The sequence below is a fragment of the Nonomuraea sp. ZG12 genome, assembly GCF_052068115.1.
Classification (GTDB): Bacteria; Actinomycetota; Actinomycetes; order Streptosporangiales; family Streptosporangiaceae; genus Nonomuraea.
This window is the reverse complement of sequence record NZ_JBQHCW010000001.1, coordinates 1,326,492-1,351,700: the sequence shown is the minus strand read 5'-3', so window position 1 is coordinate 1,351,700 and position 25,209 is coordinate 1,326,492. Positions and strand designations below refer to the sequence as shown.

Annotated in this window: 22 protein-coding genes and 1 pseudogene; 11 read left to right on the top strand and 12 right to left on the bottom strand. The window is 72.4% G+C overall.

What is annotated here, in order from left to right; genetic code table 11:
- Window positions 1-96 precede the first annotated feature (96 nt).
- Window positions 97-480, top strand: a pseudogene (locus ACTMTF_RS06300) (DUF4326 domain-containing protein); the annotation flags it as partial.
- 351 nt (window positions 481-831) lie between these two features.
- Entirely contained in the window at window positions 832-2,973 is a 2,142-nt protein-coding gene (gene ligA, locus ACTMTF_RS06295; protein ID WP_441109830.1) for an NAD-dependent DNA ligase LigA, read from the top strand.
- A 106-nt stretch (window positions 2,974-3,079) separates the two neighbouring features.
- Here the strand turns inward: ligA and ACTMTF_RS06290 are convergent, their stop codons facing one another.
- From ACTMTF_RS06290 to ACTMTF_RS06280, 3 genes are read right to left on the bottom strand one after another with little or no spacing between them, the layout of a single operon-like run.
- Window positions 3,080-4,189, bottom strand: coding sequence for a DUF917 domain-containing protein (locus ACTMTF_RS06290; RefSeq protein ID WP_396999291.1), 1,110 nt, complete (start codon window positions 4,187-4,189; stop codon window positions 3,080-3,082).
- Window positions 4,174-5,856, bottom strand: a complete 1,683-nt coding sequence (locus ACTMTF_RS06285) for a hydantoinase/oxoprolinase N-terminal domain-containing protein (protein WP_441109649.1) — start codon at window positions 5,854-5,856, stop codon at window positions 4,174-4,176. Before ACTMTF_RS06285 ends, ACTMTF_RS06290 begins: the two co-directional genes overlap by 16 nt.
- 15 nt (window positions 5,857-5,871) lie before the next feature.
- Window positions 5,872-7,185, bottom strand: a complete 1,314-nt coding sequence (locus ACTMTF_RS06280; protein WP_441109648.1) for a purine-cytosine permease family protein — start codon at window positions 7,183-7,185, stop codon at window positions 5,872-5,874.
- 308 nt (window positions 7,186-7,493) lie between these two features.
- On the opposite strand from ACTMTF_RS06280, the gene ACTMTF_RS06275 reads away from it, so the two are divergent.
- The 3 genes from ACTMTF_RS06275 (at window position 7,494) to ACTMTF_RS06265 (ending at window position 9,615) form a co-directional block, all read left to right on the top strand.
- Window positions 7,494-7,850 (top strand): hypothetical protein, encoded by a 357-nt coding sequence (locus ACTMTF_RS06275; RefSeq protein WP_441109647.1) that lies wholly within the window; start codon window positions 7,494-7,496, stop codon window positions 7,848-7,850.
- 150 nt (window positions 7,851-8,000) lie between these two features.
- Window positions 8,001-8,792 carry a TetR/AcrR family transcriptional regulator C-terminal domain-containing protein gene (locus ACTMTF_RS06270; RefSeq protein ID WP_441109646.1) on the top strand — a complete coding sequence of 264 codons (792 nt, stop codon included), beginning with the start codon at window positions 8,001-8,003 and terminating at the stop codon, window positions 8,790-8,792.
- Window positions 8,793-8,958: 166 nt separating this feature from the next.
- Entirely contained in the window at window positions 8,959-9,615 is a 657-nt protein-coding gene (locus tag ACTMTF_RS06265; protein WP_441109645.1) for a class I SAM-dependent methyltransferase, read from the top strand.
- On the opposite strand, the gene ACTMTF_RS06260 is transcribed toward ACTMTF_RS06265, so the two are convergent.
- Genes ACTMTF_RS06260 through ACTMTF_RS06240 form a run of 5 tightly spaced genes read right to left on the bottom strand, consistent with a single transcriptional unit; the run spans window position 9,606 to window position 12,725 of the window.
- Window positions 9,606-10,328: an SRPBCC domain-containing protein gene (locus tag ACTMTF_RS06260; RefSeq protein WP_441109644.1), complete on the bottom strand. Its 723-nt coding sequence runs from the start codon at window positions 10,326-10,328 to the stop codon at window positions 9,606-9,608. The two genes, ACTMTF_RS06265 and ACTMTF_RS06260, sit on opposite strands and share 10 nt — an antisense overlap.
- Before the next feature lies 1 nt (window position 10,329).
- The gene (locus ACTMTF_RS06255) at window positions 10,330-10,917 is read right to left on the bottom strand and encodes an ArsR/SmtB family transcription factor (protein WP_441109643.1); all 588 of its coding nucleotides are present in this window, start codon (window positions 10,915-10,917) and stop codon (window positions 10,330-10,332) included.
- 32 nt (window positions 10,918-10,949) lie between these two features.
- Window positions 10,950-12,182: an RNA polymerase sigma factor gene (locus ACTMTF_RS06250; RefSeq protein ID WP_441109642.1), complete on the bottom strand. Its 1,233-nt coding sequence runs from the start codon at window positions 12,180-12,182 to the stop codon at window positions 10,950-10,952.
- 1 nt (window position 12,183) lies between these two features.
- A complete protein-coding gene (locus ACTMTF_RS06245; protein ID WP_441109641.1) occupies window positions 12,184-12,534 on the bottom strand; it encodes a YciI family protein in 351 nt (116 codons plus the stop codon).
- A gap of 44 nt (window positions 12,535-12,578) precedes the next feature.
- Window positions 12,579-12,725: a hypothetical protein gene (locus ACTMTF_RS06240; protein ID WP_441109640.1), complete on the bottom strand. Its 147-nt coding sequence runs from the start codon at window positions 12,723-12,725 to the stop codon at window positions 12,579-12,581.
- A 123-nt stretch (window positions 12,726-12,848) separates the two neighbouring features.
- Here ACTMTF_RS06240 and ACTMTF_RS06235 point away from each other — a divergent pair, with 123 nt between their 5' ends.
- The 4 genes from ACTMTF_RS06235 (at window position 12,849) to ACTMTF_RS06220 (ending at window position 18,568) form a co-directional block, all read left to right on the top strand.
- Window positions 12,849-13,967: a winged helix DNA-binding domain-containing protein gene (locus tag ACTMTF_RS06235; protein ID WP_441109829.1), complete on the top strand. Its 1,119-nt coding sequence runs from the start codon at window positions 12,849-12,851 to the stop codon at window positions 13,965-13,967.
- A 626-nt stretch (window positions 13,968-14,593) separates the two neighbouring features.
- Window positions 14,594-16,195, top strand: coding sequence for a ribosomal protection-like ABC-F family protein (gene abc-f, locus ACTMTF_RS06230; protein WP_441109639.1), 1,602 nt, complete (start codon window positions 14,594-14,596; stop codon window positions 16,193-16,195).
- A gap of 66 nt (window positions 16,196-16,261) precedes the next feature.
- Window positions 16,262-16,867 carry a TetR/AcrR family transcriptional regulator gene (locus tag ACTMTF_RS06225; protein ID WP_441109638.1) on the top strand — a complete coding sequence of 202 codons (606 nt, stop codon included), beginning with the start codon at window positions 16,262-16,264 and terminating at the stop codon, window positions 16,865-16,867.
- Between the two features lie 72 nt (window positions 16,868-16,939).
- Window positions 16,940-18,568 (top strand): FAD-dependent monooxygenase, encoded by a 1,629-nt coding sequence (locus tag ACTMTF_RS06220; RefSeq protein ID WP_441109637.1) that lies wholly within the window; start codon window positions 16,940-16,942, stop codon window positions 18,566-18,568.
- Window positions 18,569-18,612: 44 nt separating this feature from the next.
- Here ACTMTF_RS06220 and ACTMTF_RS06215 read toward each other — a convergent pair whose 3' ends face one another.
- Together ACTMTF_RS06215 and ACTMTF_RS06210 are read right to left on the bottom strand one after the other, a co-directional pair.
- Window positions 18,613-18,948: an ArsR/SmtB family transcription factor gene (locus tag ACTMTF_RS06215; RefSeq protein WP_441109636.1), complete on the bottom strand. Its 336-nt coding sequence runs from the start codon at window positions 18,946-18,948 to the stop codon at window positions 18,613-18,615.
- A 437-nt stretch (window positions 18,949-19,385) separates the two neighbouring features.
- Entirely contained in the window at window positions 19,386-21,614 is a 2,229-nt protein-coding gene (locus ACTMTF_RS06210; RefSeq protein ID WP_441109635.1) for a sensor histidine kinase, read from the bottom strand.
- 213 nt (window positions 21,615-21,827) lie between these two features.
- Here ACTMTF_RS06210 and ACTMTF_RS06205 point away from each other — a divergent pair, with 213 nt between their 5' ends.
- Window positions 21,828-22,487, top strand: a complete 660-nt coding sequence (locus ACTMTF_RS06205; RefSeq protein ID WP_441109634.1) for a response regulator — start codon at window positions 21,828-21,830, stop codon at window positions 22,485-22,487.
- Here ACTMTF_RS06205 and add read toward each other — a convergent pair.
- Window positions 22,429-23,430 (bottom strand): adenosine deaminase, encoded by a 1,002-nt coding sequence (gene add, locus ACTMTF_RS06200; RefSeq protein WP_441109633.1) that lies wholly within the window; start codon window positions 23,428-23,430, stop codon window positions 22,429-22,431. The two genes, ACTMTF_RS06205 and add, sit on opposite strands and share 59 nt — an antisense overlap.
- Window positions 23,431-23,473: 43 nt before the next feature.
- Window positions 23,474-24,235, bottom strand: coding sequence for a class I SAM-dependent DNA methyltransferase (locus ACTMTF_RS06195; protein ID WP_441109632.1), 762 nt, complete (start codon window positions 24,233-24,235; stop codon window positions 23,474-23,476).
- Window positions 24,236-24,424: 189 nt separating this feature from the next.
- Here ACTMTF_RS06195 and ACTMTF_RS06190 point away from each other — a divergent pair, with 189 nt between their 5' ends.
- Complete coding sequence (locus tag ACTMTF_RS06190) at window positions 24,425-25,177, top strand: protein phosphatase 2C domain-containing protein (protein ID WP_441109631.1); 753 nt, start codon at window positions 24,425-24,427, stop codon at window positions 25,175-25,177.
- The last annotated feature ends 32 nt before the right edge of the window (window positions 25,178-25,209 follow it).

Genomic DNA, 25,209 nt, shown 5'->3' with positions numbered 1-25,209 from the left:
CCGTAATCAACTGTCGCGTGTTCACGCGTTCAGGGGCCGTCACGGTTACGTGCGTAGTGGCCAGCGGATGGGCGGGGCCGCTGGACATCAAGCCGGATGACGCCTGCTTCCTTCCGGTGTGAACGTGAAGGCGTCCTTGAACGCTCCCCTCCCGCAGCGGACGGCCAAGAGGACAGGTTCGTCGTAGCTGGGGGACCGAGTCGTTTCGGTCTGCCGGGTGGTGATGGCTCACCTCGGCCGACTCCATGGGCTGGAGTTTCCAAGGCCGCCGTACCCCGACTGCCTGTGGGGGTGCGCGTCGAAGGCGACCTCTACCACGGCCGGGTGCCCGCCGGTGCGGTCTACATCGGCCGGGCCTGCCCGGGTTCGCCGGGGAGTCCGTTTCGCAGCCTGGTCGAACACCCCGAGTTGGTCGAGCAGGCCCGCCGCGAACTCGCTGGGAAGGATCTGGCCTGTTGGTGCCGCCCCGGCGACCCGTGCCATGGAGACGTCTGGCTCGACGTCCTCGCCGAGGTCGAGCTGTACGGCGCGGCCGCCGGCTCCGCGAGATCGGGGCCTGTGACACTGGTGACGCTAGGCGAGAGGGGTCCGGCACGCCGTACGAGGAGGACGAGGAGAGCGAGCTCGACGCATTCCCGACGACATGGGAAGCCCAGCATGCCCCAGCCCGCCACGACGTCCCCGGCGACCCGGGGGAGTGCCGGACCCTCGGCATGGCCGCGCTGGTGGCCTTCCTGCCCGCCGAGACGGCACCGAGCCGCAGGTGAGGGCTTTACCGTGGGCGCGGCGGGCGGTACGGAAATTGTCGGTGGGACCCGGCACGATAGGACCATGACTGACGCGCCCCCCATCACCGTCCTGCCCGACCACGCCGCCTACGTGGCGGCGGTGCAACTGGCGGTGGACGCCAACGCGGCCTATTACGGCGCGGGCGAGTCGTCGCTGGACGACGACTCCTACGACCGGTTGTTCCGCGGCATCCAGGCCTACGAGGCCGAGCACCCCGACGAGGTGGTGCCCGACTCCCCCACCAGCAAGGTGGCCGGTGGTGCGGTGGTCGGCGACGTCCCGCACACGGTGCCCATGCTCAGCCTGGACAACGTGTTCTCCGCCGAGGCGCTGGTCAAGTGGGTGGCCGGCCTGGAGCGCCGCCTCGGCCGCCCCGTCGAGACCTACAGCGTGGAGCCCAAGCTCGACGGCCTGGCCATCTCGGCCCGCTATCACGGGGGAAGGCTGGTCCAGCTCGTCACCCGGGGCGACGGCGCGGCGGGCGAGGACGTCTCGCACGGCATCGGCACCATCGTCGGGCTGCCGCTCGAGCTGGCCGAGCCGGTGACCGTGGAGATCCGCGGCGAGGTGCTGATGACCAATGAGCAGTTCAAGGACGCCTGCGCCAAGCGGGAGGCGCACGACGGCACGACGTTCGCCAACCCGCGCAGCGCCTCGGCGGGCACCCTGCGCGCCAAGGACCGGCCCTACGTCTGCGAGCTGACCTTCTTCGGCTACGGCGCGCTGCCGCTGCCTCCGGACGACGACTCCGGCCTCGCCACCCGGCTGCGCGAGCTGCCGCACAGCGAGGTCATGCGGCTGGTCGCCGAGCTCGGCGTGGCCACCACAGCGGCGACCCCCGTCGCGGGCATCGTGGCCACCTCGGTCGAGCGGATCCAGGAGCGCATCGGCGAGCTGGCCGCCGCCAGGCCGGAGCTGCCGTTCGGCATCGACGGCATCGTGATCAAGGCCGACAGCGCGGCCGACCAGGCTGAGGCCGGGTTCGGCACCCGGGTGCCGCGCTGGGCGATCGCCTACAAGCTGCCCGCCACCGAGAAGATCACCAAGCTGCTGGGCGTGGAGTGGGGCGTCGGCCGCACCGGCATCATCGCCCCACGGGCCAGGCTGAAGGAGGTCGAGCTCGACGGCAGCAAGGTCAACTACGCCACCCTGCACAACCCGGCCGACATCGCCCGGCGCGGGCTCATGCTCGGCGACTCCGTCATGGTGCACAAGGCCGGCGACGTGATCCCGCGGGTGGAGGCGCCCGTGGTGCATCTGCGGACGGGTGAGGAGACCGAGATCCCCATCCCGGAGGTCTGCCCCAACTGCGGCGGTGAGATCGACAAGTCGCAGGAGCGGTGGCGCTGCGTGCAGGGCCGCGCCTGCAAGGCCGTCGCCTCCATCCTCTACGCGGCCGGCCGCGACCAGCTCGACATCGAGACGCTGGCGGAGAGCCGCATCGTGCAGATGATGGACGCCGGGCTCATCGTGGACTTCGCCGACCTGTTCACCCTCGACCGGGAGCGGGTCCTCGGCCTGGACCGGATGGGCGAGACCAGCACCGACAAGCTGCTGGCGGCCATCGAGCAGGCCAAGAGCAGGCCGCTGAGCCGGGTGTTCTGCGCGCTCGGCGTGCGGGGCACGGGGCGGTCGATGTCCCGCCGGATGGCGCGGCACTTCGGCACCATGGACGCCATCCTCGCGGCCGACTCCGAGGCCATCCAGGTCGTCGACGGCATGGGCAAGGAGAAGGCGACGCTGCTGCTGGCCGAGCTGGAGGAGCTGCGGCCGCTGATCGCCAAGCTGATCGCCGCCGGCGTCAACATGACCGAGCCGGGCGTCACCGCGCCCGCCGCCGTCGCCGTTGACGGTGCGAAGGACGCCGCCGAGGTGGTCGCCGCCGAGGGAGTCATCGGTGAGGGGGACGCCGTCCTGACGAGCGCGGTCGCCGAGTTGCCGCTCACCGGGAAGACGGTCGTGGTCACGGGCTCCATGACGGGCAAGCTGGCCGAACTGTCCCGCAACGAGATGAACGAGCTGATCGAGCGGGCCGGCGGCAAGTCGTCCTCCAGCGTCTCGGCCAAAACGAGCCTGCTGGTGGCAGGCGAGAAGGCGGGCTCCAAGCGCACCAAGGCCGAGTCCCTGGGCGTGGAAATCATCACCCCGGACGAGTTCGCCACCGAGGTCGCCGCCTTCCTCTGACGCACGCGTGAAGGCCCCTGACGCACGCGTGAAGGTCCCGCCGAGGCAGGGCAGGGCCGGGGTGACATCAGAGGGTCGGGGCAGATGGTCAGGGCAGGTGGTGGCGTCAGGTGGTGGCGGGCGCGGTGAGGTGTTCGACGGGGATGTAGGGGTCGGGGAGACCGAACGCCGCGGGGCCGAAGCAGTCGAGGGCGTCCGGGGTGCGCATGAGAGCCGGGGTGGAGATGGCGAACACCGTCAGGCGCTGGCCGTAGGCCAGGGCCTCGGTCGTCACCGGGGTGCCCGTCTCGGTGTTGAGGGTGCAGATCAGGTCGGGGACGATGGCCGCCACCCGGCCGCCGCGCCTGGCAACGAGGTGCTCGTTCTGGAAGGTGATCTCCAGCTGGTCGCGCGGGTCCTCCAGGTCGGCGAGGGTGACGTGGCCGCGGGCGAAACCGTCCACGGTCTTGCGGTCCACGTCCGTCACCTTGCCTCTGAACAGGACCAGGCCGTGCCGGTAGAGGGTGCCGGACAGGGCGGCGGCCAGGGCCTGGAAGGGGTCGGCGTGCTCGGCGCGGGCCTGCCGGAGCGCGGCGCCGAGGCGGCGGGCGAGAGTGAGGGTGCCGGGCACCGCGGTGCGGCGGACGGTGGCGGCGTCCATCGGATAGTCGCTGATGTAGGAGGCGCCGCCCATCTGGATGGTCATCGCGCGGGCCAGCCATTCCATGCGGCGGTTGTCGGTGGCGTTGATGATGCCCGTGTCGCCGTGGTCGGAGGCGATGGCCATGGGCGAGCCGGAGACGCCGTAGACCGCGAAGGTCTCCATCTGCAGCTCGGGGAAGGCGCGGCCCATACCGTCGGCGTCCACGACCGGCAGGCCGAGCTGCGCGCCGAGCAGGAGCGGCATCATGCTGTTGAGGCCGCCGCACTCGATCGGCATGGTGGCGGCGGCGGTCCGGCCGAGGTGGGCTTCGAGGGCGCGCAGGGCGGCGATGTTGCCCGCGCCCGACGGGAGCTTCTCGATGAAGACGGTGGGAGCGCCCATCATCGCCGACGGGATGACCAGGGCGTCGTCGGGCAGTTCGGCGGCGTCGATGATGGTGACGGTGCGGCCGGCCTTGAGCTGCTGTTCGACGAGGAGGCGGCCGATGTAGGGGTCGCCTCCCCCGCCGGTGCCGAGGACCGCCGCGCCTTCGGCCAGGTCGCGCAGTCCTTCGAGGGTCAGGGCGTAACCCACTGGGGCTCCTCCTCCGTGCGGGTGTGCCGGGCGAGGTCGAGGTCGCCGACCGCTTTGACGCGGATCCGTACGGCATTGCCGGGCAGGTAGCCGACGTGGACCTCGTCGATCTCGACCACCTCGACGGTGTCGGGGGCGGCGCCGGCCGCGACCGCGCGTTCGACGGCCTCCGTGCGCGCCTGGTCGAGGACGTCCTCGCGGGTGTGCGTGGCGGTGATCGCGAACAGCCGGTCGACGTCGCCGCCGATCTGGCCGATGGCGGCGCCGATCGCGTTGGCGACCGCGTGGTGTTCCGGGCGGTGCACGGAGGGGATGCCGGGCAGTTCCGGAGGCATGAGCACGCTGCCGCCTCCGACGACGATGACGGGCAGCGGCGCGGCGGACACCCGCATCCGTTCGACCAGGTCGGCGACGCGGGCGGCCATCCAGGCGATGCCGCGGCGGACCAGGTCGGAGTCGAGGTGGCGGACGTACGCGGGGTCGCCGATGTCGGCCAGCCCGGCCGCGACGGCGAGGTCGGTGGCCGTCAGCACGGAGCCGCCGAAGACGAGCGCCCGTTCGGTGAGCTGATAGCCCACGGACTGCGGGCCGACCTCCAGCCCGTCCCGGCCGGTGGGCCCGTCAGCGCCACCGTGCCTGTCCCTGCCCCAGCCGTGCCGCCCGCCGGGGCCGTCCTCGGTGCCCGCCCTGGTTCCCAGGGCGTGGGTGACGCGGCTGCCGCCGCCGAGGCCGATGGACAGCACGTCGGGCATGCGGAAGTTGGTGCGGACGCCGCCGATGTCCACCTCGCCGGTGGCGGCTCTCGGGTAGCCGCCGGTGAGTACGCCCACGTCGGTGGTGGTGCCGCCGATGTCGACCACGGCGCAGTCCGCCCGGTCGGCGAGGAACGCCGCGCCGCGCATGCTGTTGGTGGGGCCGGAGGCGAAGGTGGCGACGGGATAGCGGCGGCAGTGGCCGGCGTCCATGAGCGTGCCGTCGTTCTGTGACAGGAACAGCGGTGCCGCCACGCCCACGGTGCGCAGCGCCTGCTCGAACGCCTCGACGATGTCGTCGGCGAGGTCGCGCAGGCAGGCGTTGACGACGGTGGCGTTCTCCCGCTCCACCAGGCCGAGGCGGCCGATCTGGTGGGACAGGCTGATGTGCAGGTGCGGGAGTTCGGCGCGCAGGATGGCGGCGGCCCGCTCCTCGAGCTCGGTGTTGACGGGTGAGAACACCGAGGAGACGGCGACGCTGCGGGCGCCGCTCGCCTCGATGGCGGCGGCGACCCGTTTGAGCTGCTCGGGGTCCAGCGGGGAGATGGGGCGGCCGTCGAACTCGTGGCCGCCGTCGCACAGGTGGACGCTGGGCCGGATCGCGGTCAGCAGCCGGTGGGGCCAGTCGACGAGTGGCGGCAGCGCGGCGGTGGCGGGCAGGGCGAGCCGTACGACGGCGGTGGGGGCCAGGCCGCGGCCGGTGACGAGGGCGTTGGTGAAGTGGGTGGTGCCGATCATCACGGCCGTGATGCGGGCGCGGTCGACCCGGCCGGCGGCGAGCAGCCGCCGCAGCGCGGTGACGACGCCGCCGGTGACGTCGTGCGTGGTCGCGGTCTTGATCTCGGCTACGACGGTGGTCTGGTCCATGAGGACGGCGTCGGTGTGGGTCCCGCCCACGTCGATCCCTACGCGCACTGGTGCTCCCGCTGATCAGGTGGTACGTGGCTTCGCGCTCAGCCTGCCGATGACCGCGTAGAGGATGAACGCCGCCACCAGGGCGTTGAGGGCGGGGATGCCCCAGGCCACGAAGTGGCCGATGAGGGCGGCGGCCGGCCAGGCGACGAGCGCGGCGGGCACCCAGCCGGGCGCCGAGGCGGGCAGTTCGCCGCGGGCCCGGGATTCGGCCAGGTCGGCCCGCCATCGGCGGACCACGTAGTACTCGGCGATCAGGATGCCGGCGATGGGCGGCACGGCGACGCCGAGCAGGACGAGGAAGCCCACCAGGTGGTCGGCGATGCCCAGGGCGGCGAGGGCGGTGCCGAGCACGCCGAGCACGATCGTGACCTTGGCACGGCTGACGCGGAGGCCGAAGGCGGTGTCCAGGGCGTTGGTGACGCCGAGGGAGGAGGAGTAAAGGTTCCAGTCGTTGACCTTGAGGGTGGCGGTGACGAGCACGATGGTGCCGACCACGCCGGAGGTGGTGGTGACGATGGCGACCACGTCCCCGGTGCGCAGCGCGTGCGCGAGCAGGACGCCGACGAGCGCGAGGACGTACTCGCCGAGGGTGATGCCGACGATCGTCTGCTTGACGACGTCGGCGGCGCTCCGGTTGAACCGGCACATGTCCGGGCTGATCGTCGCGCCGACGATGAATCCGCCCGCCACCAGGGTCGCCCCCTGGGCCAGGCTGATGACGGGGCCGGGTGGGGCGGAGGCGATGAGCTCGCCGAGCGGCTGCTTGGCCAGCTCGACGGCGATGGCCCAGCCGGCCAGGGCGAGGAAGGCGGGCACGGTGATCCACGCGGTCCAGGCCATGCCCGCGAATCCGTGCACCACGATGGCGGTGATGACCAGGCCGCCGGCCACCGCCCAGACCCACACGGGCGGGCCGCCGAGCAGGGCGGCCAAGCCCTGCCCGAGCACAGCGGACTGGACGCCGAACCAGCCGAGCAGGCTGACCGCGAGGACGACGCCGACGAGGCCGGAGCCGTAGCGGCCGAACCCGGCCCAGCGGGCCAGGAGGGTGGTGGACATCCCTTCGCGCATCCCGGCCACGCCGACGGCGATGGCGGCGAGCTCCAGGATGGCGGCTCCGATGGTGATGGCGAGCACGGCGTCCCAGAAGGTCATGCCCATGCCGAGGGTGGCGCCTAACAGGAACTGGGACAGGGCGCTGAGCAGGCCGAATCGTTGTACGGCCACGGTGGCCCAGCCGTAGCGGGCGTCGGGGGGCACGCGCTGGAGCGCGTAGTCGTCGCGGACGATTCCCTCATCGGACAACGCGGCGTCAGCCGGTTTCGTCATGCGGGCTCCTGTGACGCTGACGGGGGTGTGCTTGCGACGTTAGGTCGGTTCGCGATCTATGGAAAGGGTCGGGGGCCACTCCGTTGCGGCCGGCCCTCCCCCGCCGGGCCGACCCTCCTCAGGGTTAATTACTCACTGTTACCGAAAAGGGGGCGAGAAAAGATGATCTCGCGCTGAGAAGGGGTCTAAGTAGGCCTCTGACCAGGAGTGATACAAGTTCGCCCGGTCAGGTGTGGCGTAACTCCGCAGGGGGGAGACATGAATACGTATAGTGACGAATAGATGTCACTTCGTGATCAGGGGGGATCATGAAAGGTAGTTTTATCGCCGCTGGCGGGGTGCTGCTGGCCGCCGCTGCCATGGCCACGACCATGGTGGGTACAGCCGTCGCCGACGACGACAAGAGGGCGTCGCTCTGCGTCCTGGACGCCTCTCAGGACGCGACCTGGCTCCGCATCGACCGCCACTCGGTCACCGCGGGCACGCGGGACGCCGACGCCTGCAAGGGCCGGGTGGTCTTCAAGGACGATGACGACAAGGACGACGACAAGGACGACAAGTACGACAAGTACGACGAGAAGGACGAGAAGGACGAGAAGGACGACGACGGTCGCCACCACCACTACGGCTGGCAGCAGCCGGGCTGGTGGGGCCTGGACGGCTGACGCTCCCCGGGGCCGGTCCTGAACCACACGGGTTCCAGGACCGGCTCCGGCCTGTGTTCGGGCGGCGCCGGACCGCAGACCGGGCGGGGAACCCGCTGATAGCCTTAGGGCGTAAAGAGATGTTTCGGGCACGCCGCGAGGAGCCGCACGTTGGTCGTCTACGCCGGTCAGGGCGACGCACGCCGTTCGATGGCCCTGCTCTGGCGGGCTGAGGCCGCCCCGGAGAAGCGGACCGGCCCGGGGCCCAAGCCCGGGCTGAGCGTGGACGTGATCGTGGACGCGGCCATCGCCGTCGCCGACGCCGAGGGCATGGCGGCGCTGTCCATGCGCAGAGTCGGCGAGCGGCTCGGCCGCAGCGGCATGGCGCTCTACACCTACGTGCCCAGCAAGAGCGAGCTGGTCGACCTCATGTACGACCGCGCCCTGGCCGAGCTGCCCGCCGCGTACGACCTGCGGGACGGCTGGCGGGCGGCCGTGACCGCGTGGGCCGAGCGGACCCGGGCCTTCTACCTGCGCCACCCCTGGGTGCTGCAGGTCTCGCAGGCGCGACCCGTGCTGGGGCCGAACGAGTTCGCGGTGATCGAGGCGTTGGTGCGGATCCTGCGCGAGACGGGTCTCGACGCGCGCACCCTGCGGGGCGTCGTCGCGCTGCTGCACGACTTCGTGCGCGGGTCGGCCCGGACGGTCGCGGAGTCGCGGCAGGCGCCGGCGGCGACCGGCGTGGCCGACGAGGAGTGGTGGCACGCGCGCGCGGCCCTGCTGGAGGAGGTCGCGCCCGGGTTCGCCGGCCGCTACCCGATGGTGACCTGGCTCGAGACCCAGGCGGCCACTCCCCCGCCGGACGAGCACGCCTCCTACCTGGAGGGCAAGGCGGGCGCGGCGTTCGCCACCGGGCTCGCCGTCCTGCTCACCGGCGTCGAGGCCACCACCTCCGCCCCCTGACCCGCCCACCACTCCCCGCCCGCGACCGACACCACATCCGGGCCCTGACACAGCCGCCTCTCCCAGCCCCGTGACCGGCACACCATGTCCAAGCTCTGGCCTTACGTTCCCTACGCCGTTGGCGGAAACGCTGGCCGGCGGTGTGGGCTCGTGGTCGTTTGGAGGGGTGAAGGCCGCTTATGACGAGATCGCCGACTGGTACGAGCACGAGTTCCTTCCCCAGGGTGACCCGCTGGGTCTGCAGCGGGTGCTGCGCGACCTGCTGGGCGAGGGGCGGGGCCCCTGCCTGGAGATCGGTTGCGGCACCGGCGTGCACGCGGCGCTGGTCCGAGAACTCGGCTGGACGCCGGCGGGCGTCGACCTGTCCGCCGGGATGCTGCGCCACGCCCGCGGCCGCCTGCCGGCCGTACGCGGCGACGCCGGGCGGCTGCCGGTGCGCGACGCGCGACTGCCCGCGGTGATCGCGATGATGACGCACACCGACATGCCCGGCTACCCGGCGGTGCTGCGCGAGGTGGCCAGGGTGCTGCGGCCCGGCGGGATGTTCGTGCACGTCGGCGTGCATCCGTGCTTCTGCGGCGGCTTCGCCGACCGGACGGATCCCGAGGAGGTGCTGATCCGGCCCGGCTACCTCGACGGCCACTGGACGAAGAAGTCCTGGACAGACCGGGGCGTTCGCGACAAGGTGGGCGCCAGCCATTGGCCGGTCCAGGATCTGCTGCACGCGTTCCTGGAGGCGGGGCTGGTGCTGGAGCGGTTCGCCGAGACCGGCGGGGCCGTGCCGATCGTGCTGGCGATCAGGGCCCGCAAACCTCAGCCGTAGAGCCGCTGGAGCCAGGCCCGCCAGGCGGGGCCCTGGTCTCCGGTGTCGCCGAACAGGTGGTGGGAGGCGATCATCATGCCGCCCATCCCCTGCAGGAACCTGTAGAGGGCGTCCCCGGAGCGCACTCCGAGGGTCTGGGCGCCGATGTGGTACACGACTCCCTCGACGGGGGTGAGCCCGTCGGGCGCGAAGCGCACCTTGTCGCCCACCGAAGGATGCCCGAGCTCGGCGTACAGGGTCTCCCAGGCGCGCGGCCAGTCGGTGACCGGCGGGCCGAACTCCGTGAGCGGGGTGGCGGTCCGGCCCGCGAAGTGGTCGAGGTACGCCACCAGGGTGGCGAAGAACAGCGCCAGGCCCCCGGTCATCGCCTCGAACTCGGTCTCCCAGTCGTCGCCCGGCAGGAAGCCACTGGTCACCATGCGCACGGTGGTGCTCGCCTGGTCGCGGCCCTCGATGAGGAACTCGTAGGCGACGAACCGCCCGTCCTCGGCCGTGCCGCTGGTGTGCGCGAAGCGGCGCTGCGGCTCGGCGGCGGTCACGGTGGACGCGGGCAGGTCCATGCCGCCGAAGGCGGTGCTGACGACGCCCTGCGCCACCTCGTTGCGGCCCATGAACCACGAGTCGATGCCGGGGCCGGTGGAGATGGCCGCCCACACCTCCTCGGGGCTCGCCTCGACCAGGGCCTCCTGGGGCAGCTCGAACTCGTGACCCACTTCAGTGCTCCTTCGTCACGGCGGGGTGCACGGCGATCACCAGGCGGTGGTCTCGGCCGCCCTCGGCGCCCTCGTCGTGGTATTTGCTCACCAAGGAGGTGACGGCGCCGGCCAGCTCCTCGGCGAAGGCGGCGCGGTCGGCCGCGGAGGCGAAGCGGATCTCGCCGTCGATGGCGAAGGTGGCCACCCGCTTGCGGGCCTCGGTCGCGCCGGTGACCAGCGAGCCGACGTCGCGGACGAGCTGGGCGGCCAGGGCCAGCAGCCAGCGGGCCGACAGCCGGTCGGGGGATCTGGCGGGGTCGGGCTGCACCGAGGCCAGCGCCGTCGGCGAGATCACGAACGACGCGGCCGTGGCCTGCATGACCCGCTCGGTGACGTTGCCCTTCTTACGCTCTTCGACGAGCTCGACCAGGCCGTGACGCTCCAGTGTCCGGAGGTGGTAGTTGACCTTCTGCCTGGCCAGGCCGACCTTGGCGGCCAGGGAGGTGGCCGAGCCGGGCTCGACCAGCTGGGCCAGCAGCTTGGACCGCATGGGGTCGAGCGACGCCTCCGCTGCCGCGGGGTCCTCGATCACAGCCACTTCGTACATGCGCCCAACGATCGCACCGAAAAAATATCTTGTCAAGCCAGCTTCGCGGCCCGCTCCTCCAGGTAACGCCGCTCGGGCAGGCTCGTGGTGCGACGGGCCGCCTCCCGGTAGGCGGTCACGGCGGCCTCGGCCTCCCCGGCCCGTTCCAGCAGATGGGCGCGGACCGCGGCGAGCCGGTGGTGATGGGACAACCGCTCGTCGGCGGCCACCTCGTCGAGCAGGTCCAGCCCGGCATGAGGGCCGTGCACCATGGCGGCGGCCACCGCCTGGTTGAGCCTGATCACCGGGTTGTCCGCCATGCCCGACAGCACACCGTACAGCGCCAGAATCTGCCGCCAGTCGGTGTCGGCGTCGGTCGGGGACTCGTCGTGCACCGCCGCGATGGCCGCCTGGAGCTGGTACGGCCCGAGCGGCGAGCCGGACAGCGCGCCGGTGACGAGGTCGACGCCCTCGGCGATGGCGGCGCGGTCCCACAGGGCGCGGTCCTGCTCGGCCAGCGGGATCAGCCGCCCGTCGGCGTCGGTGCGAGCCGGGCGGCGGGCCTCGGTGAGCAGCATGAGCGCCAGCAGCCCGGCGACCTCTCCGTCGCCGGGAAGCAGCCGGCGCAGGGCCCTGGTCAGCCGGATCGCCTCCCCCGTCAGCTCCGCCCGATGCAGGTCGGGCCCCGAGGTGGCGGTGTAGCCCTCGTTGAAGATCAGATAGAGGACGTGCAGCACCACGCGCAGCCGCTCGGCCCGCTCGGGCTCCGGCGGGAGCGTGAACGGCACGCCGGTCGCCTTGATGCGCTGCTTGGCCCGGCTGACCCGCTGCGCCATCGTCGCCTCCGGCACCAGGAAGGCCGCGGCGATCTCCGCCGTCGTCAGCCCGCCCACCGCGCGCAGCGTCAGCGCGAGCTGCGAGGGCTGCGACAGCGCCGGATGGCAGCACAGGAAGAGCAGGGTGAGCGTGTCGTCCTGGTCGGGCAGGCGTTCGTCGCCGGGGGCGGGCGCCACGAACTCGTCGGCCGGCACGCGGGCCGCCGCGCTCTCCTCCCTGCGACGGCGCGCCGACTCGCTGCGCACCTGATCGATCAGGCGACGGGTGGCCACCGTGACCAGCCAGGCGCGTGGATTGTCCGGCATGCCCTGCTCGGGCCACTGCACGGCGGCGTCGAGCAGCGCCTCCTGTACGGCGTCCTCACAAGCGTCGAACTGCCCGTGGCGCCGCACCAGCACCCCGAGAACGTGCGGCGCCAGCTCGCGCAGCGCATCCTCGACGGTGCTCACCTCAGGAGACCTCGTCGATGATCGGCCGGACCTCCATGGCGCACAGGCGCGCGTCGGGCCAGCGGGCGGCGATCTCGGTGGCCCGGTCCAGGCTGTCGCACTCGACGATCAGATAGCCGGCCAGAAACTCCTTGGCCTCCAGGAACGGCCCGTCGGTGACCACCGGCACGCCGTCGCGCACCTGGACGGTCCTGGAGGCGGCGGGCTCGGCCAGCGCCTGGCCGCCGGCGAGTTCCCCGGACTCGGTCAGTTCCTTCATCAGCGCGTCGACCTCGGCCATCACGTCGTCGGCAGCGTCGGCGATCGCGTGCTGGGAGGCCGGATTGCCATAGATGAGCAGCATGTACTTCATGCCGCACAGCTAACCAGGCAGGCCGCCCGCTCGCGACTCGTGGCTCATTCCGCGTCGGCGGTCCTGAACCGCTGGTCCTGTTCCAGCATCTCCAGCAGCTCCGCCCGCAGCTTCGGGTCGTCGGGGGCGGCGTCGCCGCAGGCCGGGGTCGGCAGGAGCACGGCGAGAAGAGCGGCGAGCAGCGCGCGCATGAGCGCCCCCCTCCTCAGGGACCCCGAACGTACAACGCCGGCCATCTCCGGCCATTGCGGAAGTCATCCTTCCGCAATGGCTTCTACCGTGGTCGTACGGACCGAGGAGGACGTGTGATCGAGATGTCGTGGCAGCAGGTCAGCGCCAGGCGGCTGGAGCGTGCGGGGCTGACCGCACCGGTGAAGGACGGCACACCGGCGCAGGTCGTGGCCGCGATGTGCGGGGCGCACGCGCAGGTCATGTCGGCTGCCGAGCTGTCCATCGCGCTCCGCCTGGAGGAGGCCACCCGTGCGGACGTGCGGCGAGCGCTGTGGGAGGAGCGCAGCCTGGTCAAGACCCACGGACCGCGCGGCACCGTACATGTGCTGCCCACCCGTGACCTGCCCGGATGGGTGGGCGCCCTGTCATCACTGCCCACGGGGCGCAGCCCCCACTCCGAGAGCGTCCGGATGACGCCGGAGCAGACCGACGAGGTGGTGGCGGCCATCCGAGCGGCGCTGGACGGGGCCTGCCTGACGATCGACGAGCTGCACGACGCGGTCGTCGCCGCCACCGGGCCGTGGGCGGGCGAGGCGGTCATGCCCGCCTTCCAGACGATGTGGCCGCGCTGGCGGCAGGCCATGAGCCTCGCGGCGCACCGGGGCGCGTTCGTCTTCGGCCCGGTCCGGGACCGCAAGGTCACCTACACCGCCCCGCCCGCCGGCCTCCGTCCCGCCGACGGGCTGGCCGAGCTGGTCACGAGCTATCTGCGGGCGTACGGCCCGGCGACCTCCGGCCAGTTCGCCCGATGGCTGGACGCGCCGAAGCGGTGGGCCACGGCGCTGTTCGCGTCGATGGAGCTGGAGCAGGTGCTCTTCGAGGGCGAGCCCGCCTGGGTGGTGGCGGGCGACACCGAGGCCCCCGCCGAAGCGCCGCGAGGGGTGCGGCTGCTGCCGTATTTCGACGCCTACCTGGTGGCGGGCATGCCGCGCGATCTGCTGTATCCGGGACCGGCCGCCGAGCGGGCGCTGGCGGGCAGGCAGGCGGGCAACTTCCCGGTGCTGCTCGTGGACGGGCAGGTGGCCGGTGTCTGGCACCAGCGCCGCTCCGGCAGCAGGATCGACGTCACGGTGGAGCCGTTGATCGAGCTCGGCCAGGCACGGCTGGGCGAACTCGACGAGCAGGTGGCCCGGATCGGGGAGATTCTGGAAGGCAGGCCGCGGCTCACCATCGGCACGATCACCGTGGGGGCGCATGCCTGAGATTTCCTGACCTGACGCACCCGCAAACATGGACAGCCGTTGGGCATGGATCCACCTGCCGGGCGGTAGGCCTGGGGGGACGGTCCCGTTCTCGTCCGAGGAGTCCCGACGTGACACTGTCCCAGGTCCGGCCCGGCGCGCACGCCTGCGCCCGTGGCGTCTTAAGGCCGCCTTCGAGGCGATCACTCCGCTGCGACCACGCGCGCGCCGGAGGCCGCTCGGGGCCGTGCGCGTGGGCCCGCCGGCACCGCCGGCCGGCCGTGGCGCACCCGGCCCCCGTGCCGCCGCCCGTTCCCGCCCCGCGACCGGCGCCCGTCCGGGTCAGCACACCGGTGGAGGTCCTGTCCGGCAGCCATGACGAGCCTCGCCAGGGCTGGCAGCACCTGGGGGGCGTACGGCTGCCGCGCGACCGCTTACTGCTGTTCCCGCGATAAATCGGTCGCACCCTTCGAGTCCTTCGGGTACGGTCGCGGACATGGGTGCATGTTCAGGGATGCCTTTCAGGCTGTGGTTCCACTAAGCCTCCCGCGCTGACGCGGCGAGGCGGCTCTCGGCTTTTCACCGATCGAGCCGGACCACCTCTTTTTCCCTGATCATCTTCTCCGCAGACCTGGAGGGCTCCCCTCGTGAGCCAAGTCACCCTTCGCGACGTGTCCAAATCGTACGGTGAGCGCGCCGTAATCGATCAGATCTCCCTCACCGTCCCCTCCGGTGAGAAAGCCGGTGTCATCGGTGAGAACGGGGCCGGTAAGTCGACCCTGCTCCGGATCATCGCCGGGGCGGACCGGCCCGACGGCGGCGAGGTGATCGTCGCCGCCGACGGCGTCGGGCACCTGCGCCAGACGCTGGAACTTCCTCCCGGCCACACCGTCCAGGACGCCGTGGACGAGGCGCTCGGCGAGCTGCGCGACCTGGAGAAGCGCATGCTCCGCGCCGCCGAGGCCGCCGACATGGACTCCTACGGCGCGCTGCTCACCGCGTTCGAGGCCCGTGGCGGCTACGAAGCCGACGCGCGGGTGGAGGCCGCCATGCACGGCCTGGGCCTGGCCGGCGTCACCCGGGACCGGACCCTCGGCAGCCTGTCGGGCGGCGAGCGGTCCCGCCTGGCCCTGGCCTGCGTGCTGGCGTCGGCGCCGGAACTGCTCCTCCTGGACGAACCGACGAACCACCTCGACGAGCAGGCGGTGACGTGGCTGGAGGACCAGTTGCGCGGCCACCGCGGCACCGTCATCGCGGTGACCCATGACCGCGCCTTCCTCAGCCGGTTCGCCACCGCCATCCTCGAGGTCGACCATGACCGGCGGACCGTCGTCCGCTACGGCGACGGCTGGGACGGCTACGTGGCGGCCCGGGCCGCCGCCCGCCGACGCCGCCAGCAGGAGTACGACGACTGGGTGGCCGAGACCGAGCGCCAGTCCCGCCTCGCCGAGAGCGGCATCGTACGGCTCGGCGCGGCGGAGCGCTCAGCGGACCGGCCGCGCACGGCGGGCCATCGCAGGTCCCACGAGGCCGGGCTGTCGGGCACGGTACGCAACGCCCGCGAGCGGCTCCGGCGCCTGCGGGAGAACCCGGTGCCCCGGCCACCGGACCCGCTCCGCTTCACGGTCCGCCTGGAGGGTGGGGCCGAGGAGACCGCCGGCGGCCATGCGGGCGGAGATGCCGCCTCGATGCGAGGCGTCACAGTGGCCGATCGGCTGTGCGTGAACCGCCTGCGGGTGGCTTCCGGTGAGCGGGTGCTGATCACGGGTCCGAACGGGGCCGGTAAGACGACGCTGCTGCGGGTCCTGGCGGGCGACCTCGCCCCGGACTCCGGCGCGGTCCGGCGGCCTCGCCGGGTCGGTTACCTGCGTCAGGAGGTGCCGCCGGCGGCCTCGCGTACGACGGTGCTGGGCGCGTTCGCCGCCGGGCTGCCGGGACCGGCGGACGAACACGCCGTCAGGCTGCTGTCACTCGGCCTGTTCGCCGGGGCCGAGCTGGGGCGCCCGGTCGGTGACCTGTCCGTGGGGCAGCGGCGCAGGCTGGAGCTCGCCCGCCTGGTGAGCCGGCAGGCCGACCTGCTCATCCTCGACGAGCCGACCAACCATCTGTCGCTCGCGCTCGTCGAGGAGCTGGAGGAGGCCCTGGGCGCGTTCGAGGGGTCGCTGGTGGTGGTCTCCCACGACCGCCGCTTCCGCGGCGGCTTCGACGGCACCCGGCTCACGCTGCACGAGGGCAGACTCGTGAGCTGAGGGCCGACCTTCGCTCGTAGTTGTCAAGGACGAATGTTCGTTCTACGGTGAGGTGGCATGGCCCGCATGCCCAAAGAGCATCTGGAGGCCCGTCGCCGCCAGATCCTCGACGCCGCCCGGCGCTGCTTCATCCGCAACGGCTTCCATGCCACGTCCATGCAGGACGTTCTGGCCGAGGCAGACCTGTCGACCGGAGCCGTCTACCGCTACTTCAAGAGCAAGGACGACATCATCGCGGCGACGGCCTCCGAAGCCCTCGCCGAGTTGGCCGCGGCGTTCGAGGCGGACGAGTCGGCCGCGCCGCCGGATCTGGACGACATCGTCGACCTCGTGCTGCAGGTCGGAAGCCCGCCGCTGTCCGGCTCGCGGGAGTCCGCGCAGTTCATGGTCCAGGTGTGGGCGGAGGCGATGCGGTCGCCGGCGTTGCGGACGAAGCTTCAGGCGGTCATGGAGGAGGCTCGCCGGGTGGTCGCCGGGCTGGTGGCGCGGCATCAGCGGCACGGGCTGCTCTCCGGTGACGTCCCGGCCGAGCATGTGGCGGACGTCCTGATGGCGCTGGTGGACGGATTCCTGGTGTCCCGCGCGGTGTACGGCCACGACGGCCATGCGGACGCGGTGGCCTTCCGTAACGGCATGCGCGCACTGATGTCGGCGCCCGCTCAGGCGAAGTGACAGCGGCTCTTGACGGCCATGGCTCATTCATGCTCTTCTGAAAGAACGATCGTTCGTTTTTTAGGAGGAGTGATGACCGTCGGACCAGACGTACTCATCGCCGGCGCGGGGCCGACCGGCTTGGTGCTCGCGATCGAGCTGGCGCGCAGAGGCGTGATCCCGCGCGTCGTCGACGCGGGCGCCGCCGACCACCGGGAGAGCCGGGCGGTGTCCATCGTGGCCCGGACCCTGGAGGTCCTGGACGACCTCGGGCTGGCCGAGGACGCCATCGACCGCGGCGTGCCGTTGCACGCGCTGAACTTCTACCAGGGCACCACGACGCTCGCCGAGATGGACGTCACGGCCGTGGACTCCCCGTTCCCCCTCGACCTGTGCATCCCGCAGTGGCAGACCGTCGGCTTGCTGCGCGAACGCGCGGCGGAACTCGGAGTCTCCGTCGACTGGGGCACCCGCCTGCTGGAACAGAAGGCGAGCGAACACGGGGTCACCGTGGAGCTCCAGCACGACGACGGCCGTCGCGAGCGCTGCGAGACCAGCTGGCTGGTCGGCGCGGATGGCGCGCACAGCACCGTCCGCGAGGCGGCGGGGATCGGCCGGAAACGGGCGGACCTGCGGCGGGGATTCATCCTGGGCGACGTCGCCGCCGACTGGCCGCTGACGCGCGACCGCTTCCACGTCTACTTCGCCCGATCGGGGCTGGTCGCGGTCTTCCCCATGGCGGGAGGCCACTGGCGCATCCTGGCCGACGCTGGAGAGCCGCCGTCGGCACCCGGCCTGGACGCCTTCGCCGCCCTGGTCGCCGACCGCACGCCCTTGGACCCACGCCTGCGCGACCTGCGCTGGAGCTCGTCGTTCGTGGCCCGCGAAAGCCTGGCCGAGCGGCTGCGCGACGGGCGGGTGCTGCTGGCCGGCGACGCCGCGCACAACCACAGCCCGGTGGGCGGCCAGGGCATGAACACCGGCATGCAGGACGCCTACAACCTGGGCTGGAAACTCGCCCTCGTCGTCACCGGCGACGCCGCCGAAACCCTCCTGGACAGCTACCACGCCGAACGCTGGCCGGTGGCCAAGGCCGTCGTCGACGCCACCTCGGCCACGACCAGGGTCGTCACCGGCAGCACCCTGATCGTTCGCAGAGCCAGACGGCACGCGTTGCGCCTGCTGGGCCGGCTGAACCCGGTGCAACAGCGGCTGTCCGAGGCCTTCGGTGAGCACCTGGTCCACTACCGCGACAGCCGCCTGGTCTTCCAGCGCTGGCGCGAGTCCCCGGCCCGCGCCTGGAGCGACCTCGCGAGCACCGGCCCACGGCCAGGGGAGCTGATGCGCGACGCCTACCTGGAAAGGCGCGACGGCCCGGTGGCACTTCGGCATCTCCTGCGCGGCCCCGGCCACCACCTGCTGCTGTTCGCCGCGGACACCACCGATCCCGCCGCCCTGGCGGCCTGGCGATCCGCGGCCCGCACGGCGATGGCCGGGCACGGCGAGGCGCACGTCATCACGCGAGGCCATCTGCCACCCGGCCCGGCCGCCGGCATCGCCGCGGACCTGCGCAGCGAGGCGCACAACCGCTACGGCGTGCGCCGGTCCAGCCTCTACATCGTGCGCCCCGACAAGTACATCGGCTACCGCGGCGACAGCGTCGACTTCACGGCGGCGAACGACTACTTCCGCGCCCTGACCGCCACGGACGTCGCACGGTAGGCCCCGGCCGGTCGAGCGGCCGGGACGAATCCCTCGCGTGCCGCTCAGTCGCAGGCGGGAGCGAGCGGGGCGGGGTTGCCCATCACCACGTCGGCGGCGGTGGGGAAGCAGCTCACGCAGGTCTCGTTGATCCGGTAGAGGCTGGACGTGCCGCGCTTCTCGACCAGGACGAAGCGCACCTCGGCCAGGATCTTCAGGTGATGGGAGACGGTCGACTGGCCGACGCCCGACGCGGCGACGATCTCCCCCACGGTCATCGGCTCCCGGCGCCTGGCCAGCAGCGACACGATCTGGATGCGGGTGGCGTCGGCGAGCGCCTTGAACCAGCTCGCGTACTCCTCGGCCGCGGCCCGGCCGAGCGGACTCTCATGAGCATTCATCGTCGATCGACGATAGTTGATCGTACGCCTGCGGGCCACCCCTGACCCGCCGCGCACCGGGCCGGAACCGGGCGCCGCGGGGACCGGTGCCGGCGCGAGCGGCGTCGCCTCGCGGGTCCTCGTCGGCGCTCTCGCCGGCTGTCGTCCAGGGCACGAGGTCACCCTGGTCACCTGCATGCCGGCGGGGCGGGCGGCCACGCCGCTGTGCGGCGTTTTCCGTCGCGGGCCGGATCACGTCAACTACGCTGGGGAGTTGTTCATTGACTCTTAGTCATATCTGGAGGTTGACGTGGTGCGTACGTTGAGTCGTTGGGGGCTGGCCGTGGGCATCGCGGTGGTCACGGGACTGGGGCCGGCGGCTCACGCCGCCCAGCAGGCGGGCAGCGGCATGAGCGCGTCACCGGCCGTCCACTGCCCCGAGCCTGGCTCCCCGTCGGCTACCCCGGGTCCGGAGTGTCCTCAGCCGTGCCCGCCGTACTGTCCGTGGGAGCCGCCGCTGCCGTGCCCGCCCTACTGCCCGTGGGAGCCGCCGCTGCCGCTGCCGTGCCCGCCGTACTGCCCCCACTCGACTCCGCCCACCAGGTAGCCGACGGCGAGCCGGCTTCGCCATGAGCGAGGCCGGCCTCCCGCAGAGGTCCGGGCGTGGAGCGTGGCAGCCACGCCTGGACGCGGGTCCCCGACCCGTCGCTCGAGATGCAGAACCTGCCGCCCAGCTCGGCCGCCCGTTCGGCCATCGAGCGCAGGCCGATGCCCCGGCGCCCGCCGTCCGCGCGGAAGCCCGTCCCGTCGTCGGCGACCTCGGCCACCAGCGCACCCGGCGTCACCGTCACCGTGACCCGGCAGTTCGCGGCGCGGGCGTGCCGCACCGCGTTGGTCAGCGCCTCCGACACGATGCGGTACGCCGCCACCTCTAACGCCGCCGGCAGCGCCACCAGCGGATCGGGGTCGAGCTCGACCGTGAGCCGCGGCCCGCCGCCCTGCAGGGAGTCCGCCAGGCGGCGTACGCCCTCGCTCAGCCCGAAGTCGGCGAGCGTCACGGGCACCAGGCCGTCGGTGATGCGCCGGACGTCCACGATCAGCCGGGCGATGCCCTCCGACACCTCCCCCAGCGACGCCGAGGCCGGCGAGTCGCCCGGGATCTGCGCCGACGTGGTGTCGACCCACAGCCGCAGCGCGGAGAGGGTGGCGCCGAGGCCGTCGTGGATCTCCCGGCGCAGCCGGCGGCGCTCCTCCTCGCGGGCGGTGATGATCTGCTCGCGGCTGGCCTGCAGGTCCTCGTACAGGCGGCAGGCGGCGACGGACGAGGCCGCCTGGGCGATCAGGACGCGCAGGATGTCGCGGTCCTGGCCGTCGATCCCGCTCTCCCCCTCACGCGCGCCCACCAGCAGCGCGCCCACGACCGCGCCCTGGTGCACGAGATCGAAGCCGCTGTGCCGGTCCGGCATCCGGCCCCGCCCGGCGATCTCGCGCGGCCCCTGCCGGGTTCGTACGATGATCCGCGCGGCGGGCAGCCCGAGCTGTTCGACGGCGGTCTCGCACAGCAGGCGGGCGGCGTCCTGCGGCCCGGGAACCCGGCCGAGGTCGGCGGCGAGGTCGCGGACCAGCTGGTAGGGGTGCGCGCGACGCCCGTAGTACAGCCGGTCGGCGACTTCGGCCGACCAGCGCGCGGCCCGCCGCGCGGCGAGGCCGATGAGCAGCGCGAGCCCGGCCAGTCCCAGCGCGGGCCCGCTGCGGGCCGCCGGCGCGAGGAACAGCACCACCGCGACCCCGCCGCCGGGCAGCACGATCAGCCCGACGGTGAGCACGAAACAGGTCAGCAGCCACCGGGCCGACCGATCGATGGCCCAGACCCGATCCCGGGTGAACACCCGGACGATCACCGCGCACAGCAGCGCCGCGCAGCAGCCGAGCAGGGCGAACCGCACCCAGCCGCTCGCCTCCAGGTAATACGCCGCCTTCAGGGCGCCCGCCCACAGCAGGTACGGTCCGAGGAACACCACCGCCTGTCGGCGCCGCGCCGAGTCCGCGTGCCGCCAGTGCCGGGTCAGCACGGCCAGCCCGATCCCGATCACCACGGCGAAGCTGAGATTGGCCACGACGTGGAACCGGTCGTAGAGGTCGCCCGCGACCCGGCCCGCCGCCCACGACCGCAGGGGATTGGGCTCGCCCGCCTGCTCGCTCTCGGCGGCGACCGGCAGGAACGACACGACCAGCGCCCACACGGCGACCACGACCACGTACGCGCGCGCGGCCCGCATCCTGCCGTCCGGGAAGCACAGCGGGAGCACGGCCGTGAGGAAGGCGTGCAGCGCGCTGCCGAGCACCCAGACCAGCAGCGCCACGGTGATGGCCGCGGCGTCGCCCTTGACGACCGGCATCAGCTCCGACGCCACCCTGGCCATGATCATGCCCAGCCCGGTGGCGAGGAACAGCCAGCCCATCGCCAGGCCGGCCCGGTGCGCGACGATCACCAGGCCGGACACGGCCAGGACCAGCGCGACCAGCACGGGCCCGGCGTCGTCCAGCAGGGTGCCGACGTCTCGCTCCCTGGCCTGACCGCCGAACAGCAGCGCGCCCCAGCAGACCAGGCTCGCGGCGGTGAGCACGCACAGGATGGAGGCGCCGGTCAGTTGCCGCCTGGCGAGGCGGCCGGCCGGGCCCGTCATCGCGGGACTCCGCCGGGTCGGAAACGCATCACACGGTGACTCCACTTCGGTTCGTACGGGGTGATACGGCGCGTGGTTCTTCGAACGTGGCAGGCCTGTGGTCATGACCGCATGGGGCGGTGGTCCCGGATGCGCCCGGGGTGGGCGCCCGGGATCCGGGCAGAGCGTCAATCGCTGTACGCGTTCAGGCGACTACTCGTAGTGTAGAAGGCTGTGAAGGATGTTCCGGCGGTACGCGTTCTGATCGTGGACGATCATCCGCTCTTCCGGCACGGCCTGCGGGCGGCGCTGGAGAGCTCGGGAGACATCGAGGTGGTGGCCGAGGCGGGCTCCGCCGCGGAGGTCGACGACGCCGTCGCGCGGCACCGCCCGACCGTTGTGATCATGGATCTCGGGCTGCCCGGGACATCGGGCGTGGAGGCCACCCGGCGGCTGGCGGCGGCCGAGGACGCGCCTCCGGTGCTGGTCCTGACGATGTCCGACGACGACGGCAGCCTGGTCTCGGCGCTGCAGGCGGGCGCTCGCGGCTACCTCGTCAAGGGGGCGGGGCGGGACACCGTGCTGCACGCGGTCCACACCGTGGCGGCCGGGGGCGCCGTCTTCGGCCCCGACGTCGCCCGGCGCATCTCGCGTCTGCTCACCGATCCGCGCGGGAACGCCGCGCAGCTACGCCTGCCCATGCTGACCGCGCGGGAGCGGGAGGTGCTCACCCTGGCGGCCCGCGGGCTCAACAACCACCGCATCGCCGCGGCGCTCGTCCTCTCGGAGAAGACCGTACGCAACCACATCGGCCGCATCTTCGAGAAACTGCAGGTCACCAGCAGAGTCGAGGCAGTGACCATGGCCCGGGACGCGGGCCTCGGGGATCCCTGACCTCCCCGGCGAGCCAGTCGTCCACCCCCGTCAGGAGTGCGGCCTTGAGCTCCGGCCGGGCGAACGACGCCTCGATGCCGGTCCTGGCCAGCTCGGCCAGGGCCGGGTCGTCGCAGCCGAAGATGTCGCGCGCGCGGCCGTACTCGCCGGCGAGGGTGGTCTCGCCGTCGGTGTTGAGCGTGACGGCCAGTCCGGCCGCGCGCAGCCGCTGCAGCGGGTGGGCGGCCAGGTCGGGGACGACGCCGAGCAGGACGTTGGAGGTGGGGCAGACCTCGAGCGGGATGCCCCGCTCGCGCACCTCCTCGACCAGGGCGGGGTCCTCCAGCACGCGGATGCCGTGGCCGAGTCGTTCGGCGTGGCCGAGGGTGAGGGCCTCGCGGACGCTGGCCGGCCCGGCGAACTCCCCCGCGTGGTGCACCAGGTGCAGGCCTGCGTCCCTGGCCGCGTCGAACACCTCGGCGAACGGCGCCAGCGGGTGGCTCTCGTCACCGGCCAGCCCGATCCCGATCACCTGCTCGTAGCGGGTGGCGAGCCTGTAGGTCCGCCAGAGCCGCTCGACGGGCCGCCGCCGGGAGTGGTCGAGCAGCACCCGGCACTCGATGCCGTACCGGGCGCCCTCGGCCAGCCCGTCGAGCACCGCCTCCAGCGGCATCTCCGGCGCCCCCAGCCGCTCGCCGTGGGCGGCCGCGGTGAAGGTGACCTCGGCGTAGCGGGTGCCCTGCGCCGCCTCGTCCTCGCAGAACTCCAGCGCCACCCGCCGGAAGTCGCCGGCCGTGCGCAGCAGGCCGCGCACCCGCGCCCGCTGGTCGGCGAACGCGCGGAAGCTCGTGAAGCCCTCCTCCGGCGCCGGCTCGCCGCCGAGGTCGAGCACGGTGCGTGGCCGCACCGTGCTCTCCAGGTGGACGTGCAGGTGGGCCTTGGGCAGCGCGCGGACGTCTCTCACCCGCAGCAGCCTAGGGACCGGCGGGTACGGCGCGCATCCGGATTCATCGCCGCCTGGTGACGCGGATCTTGGACTGCTTGTGCGGTCCTCGCTCCCAGTCCTCCATGAAGGCGGCGTCCAGTCCGTGCCGGTCGGCCAGCGCCACCAGGGTCTCGGTGCGGTAGTAGAAGTCCTCGCGCAGGACCTGGTGCTCCTTGCCCTCGGTGCGGTCGAAGGTGAAGTCGAACCAGCCCGTCGGCCGCATGATCCGGCCGACGTGCGCGAAGCACTCGTCGATCACCTCCAGCGGCGAGTGGGAGAAGACGCTGTGGGCGTGGACGACGTCGAAGTGCTCGTCCGGCAGGAACGCGAAGCGCAGGTCACGTACCGGGGTGAGGTAGGGCATCTTCTCGCGCAGCCCGTGGGTGGCGACGGTGTCGTGGGCGGCCATGAGGATGTCCGGCGAGATGTCGATGCCGTAGTAGTTGCCGGTGTGCAGGTAGTCGACGAACAGCCGCCCGGCCCGCAGATTGCCGCAGCCGATCTCCAGCATGCGGCATTCGGGCTTGAGCCCGTGCTCCACCAGGTAGTCGAACTGCATGCGGCCCAGGGCCAGCCAGCGCTTGTGCGAGTGGGACCCGACGGCGCCCTCCGGGCTGCGCGCCGTGTCGGACTTCATGACCGCCCGGTAGTAGGCGACGTGGTCGCGGGTGCGCAGGCGGAGCCACGAGTCGCGGGCGAGCCTGCGCAGGTGCGGTACGACCTTGTGGGGGTGCTTGAGCGCGTACGAGGCCTGGTGGACGAGGCTCGAACGAGGGCGTGTCATGTGTTGTACCGCCAAAGGTAGATCCGGGCCCTGTCACGGGCCGGAGAGGTGGGCACGGCCGTCATGAGGGGAATGTAAATCACCTGCCGGAGCCTCCGACCGGCTCGCGTGACAATCTTGAATCGCCATTTGCGCAGCCTTTCTCCGTAACGGTTACCCGCGAATGCGCCGGCCATTCCGAGGAGTTCGATGACGCGGGTCCGCTATGCCACTGCCGCCGCGCCGGGCGGCGTCAACGAGGACTACGTGATCGCCGGGCCGTCCTGGGTGGTGGTGCTGGACGGCGCGACCGCGCCGCGCGGGATCGACTCCGGCTGCGTCCACGACGTGAGCTGGCTGGTGCGCACGCTGGCGGGCGCCCTGGCGGTCCGTCTCGACGGCGACGAGCGCCTGCCCGGGATCCTGGGGCGGGCGATCGCCGCCACCATGGAGGCGCACGCGGCGACCTGCGACCTGGGCAACCCGAACTCGCCCTCCTGCACCGTCGCCATCGCCCGCCGTCGCGGCGACCGGCTCGACCACCTGGTGCTGTGCGACTGCGCCATCGGGCTGTGGCGCCACGACGGCACGGTCACGGTCGTCACCGACGACCGGCTCGAGCGTCTGCCCGGCGGGCGGCCGTACTCACTGGAGCTGGTCGCCTCGCTGCGCAACAGGCCCGGCGGGTTCTGGGTGGCGAGCACCTGCCCCGAGGCGGCGGCGCAGGCGCTGACCGGCTCGACGCCGGTGCCCGAGCTGCGCGGGATCGCCCTGTTCACCGACGGCGTGACAAGACTGGCGGACTGGTACGGCCACTCCTGGGAGTGGCTGGTCAGCGGCGCCGCGCGGGCCCCCGAGGAGTTGCTGGCCAGGGTGCGTGCGGAGGAGCGGGCGCACGGCCCGGTGCGCGGGAAGCCGCATGACGACGCGACCGCGGCGTGGATGTCCTTCAGATCAGGTTGAGACGGGCGTCACAAGCTGTCGGTGCCGTTGGG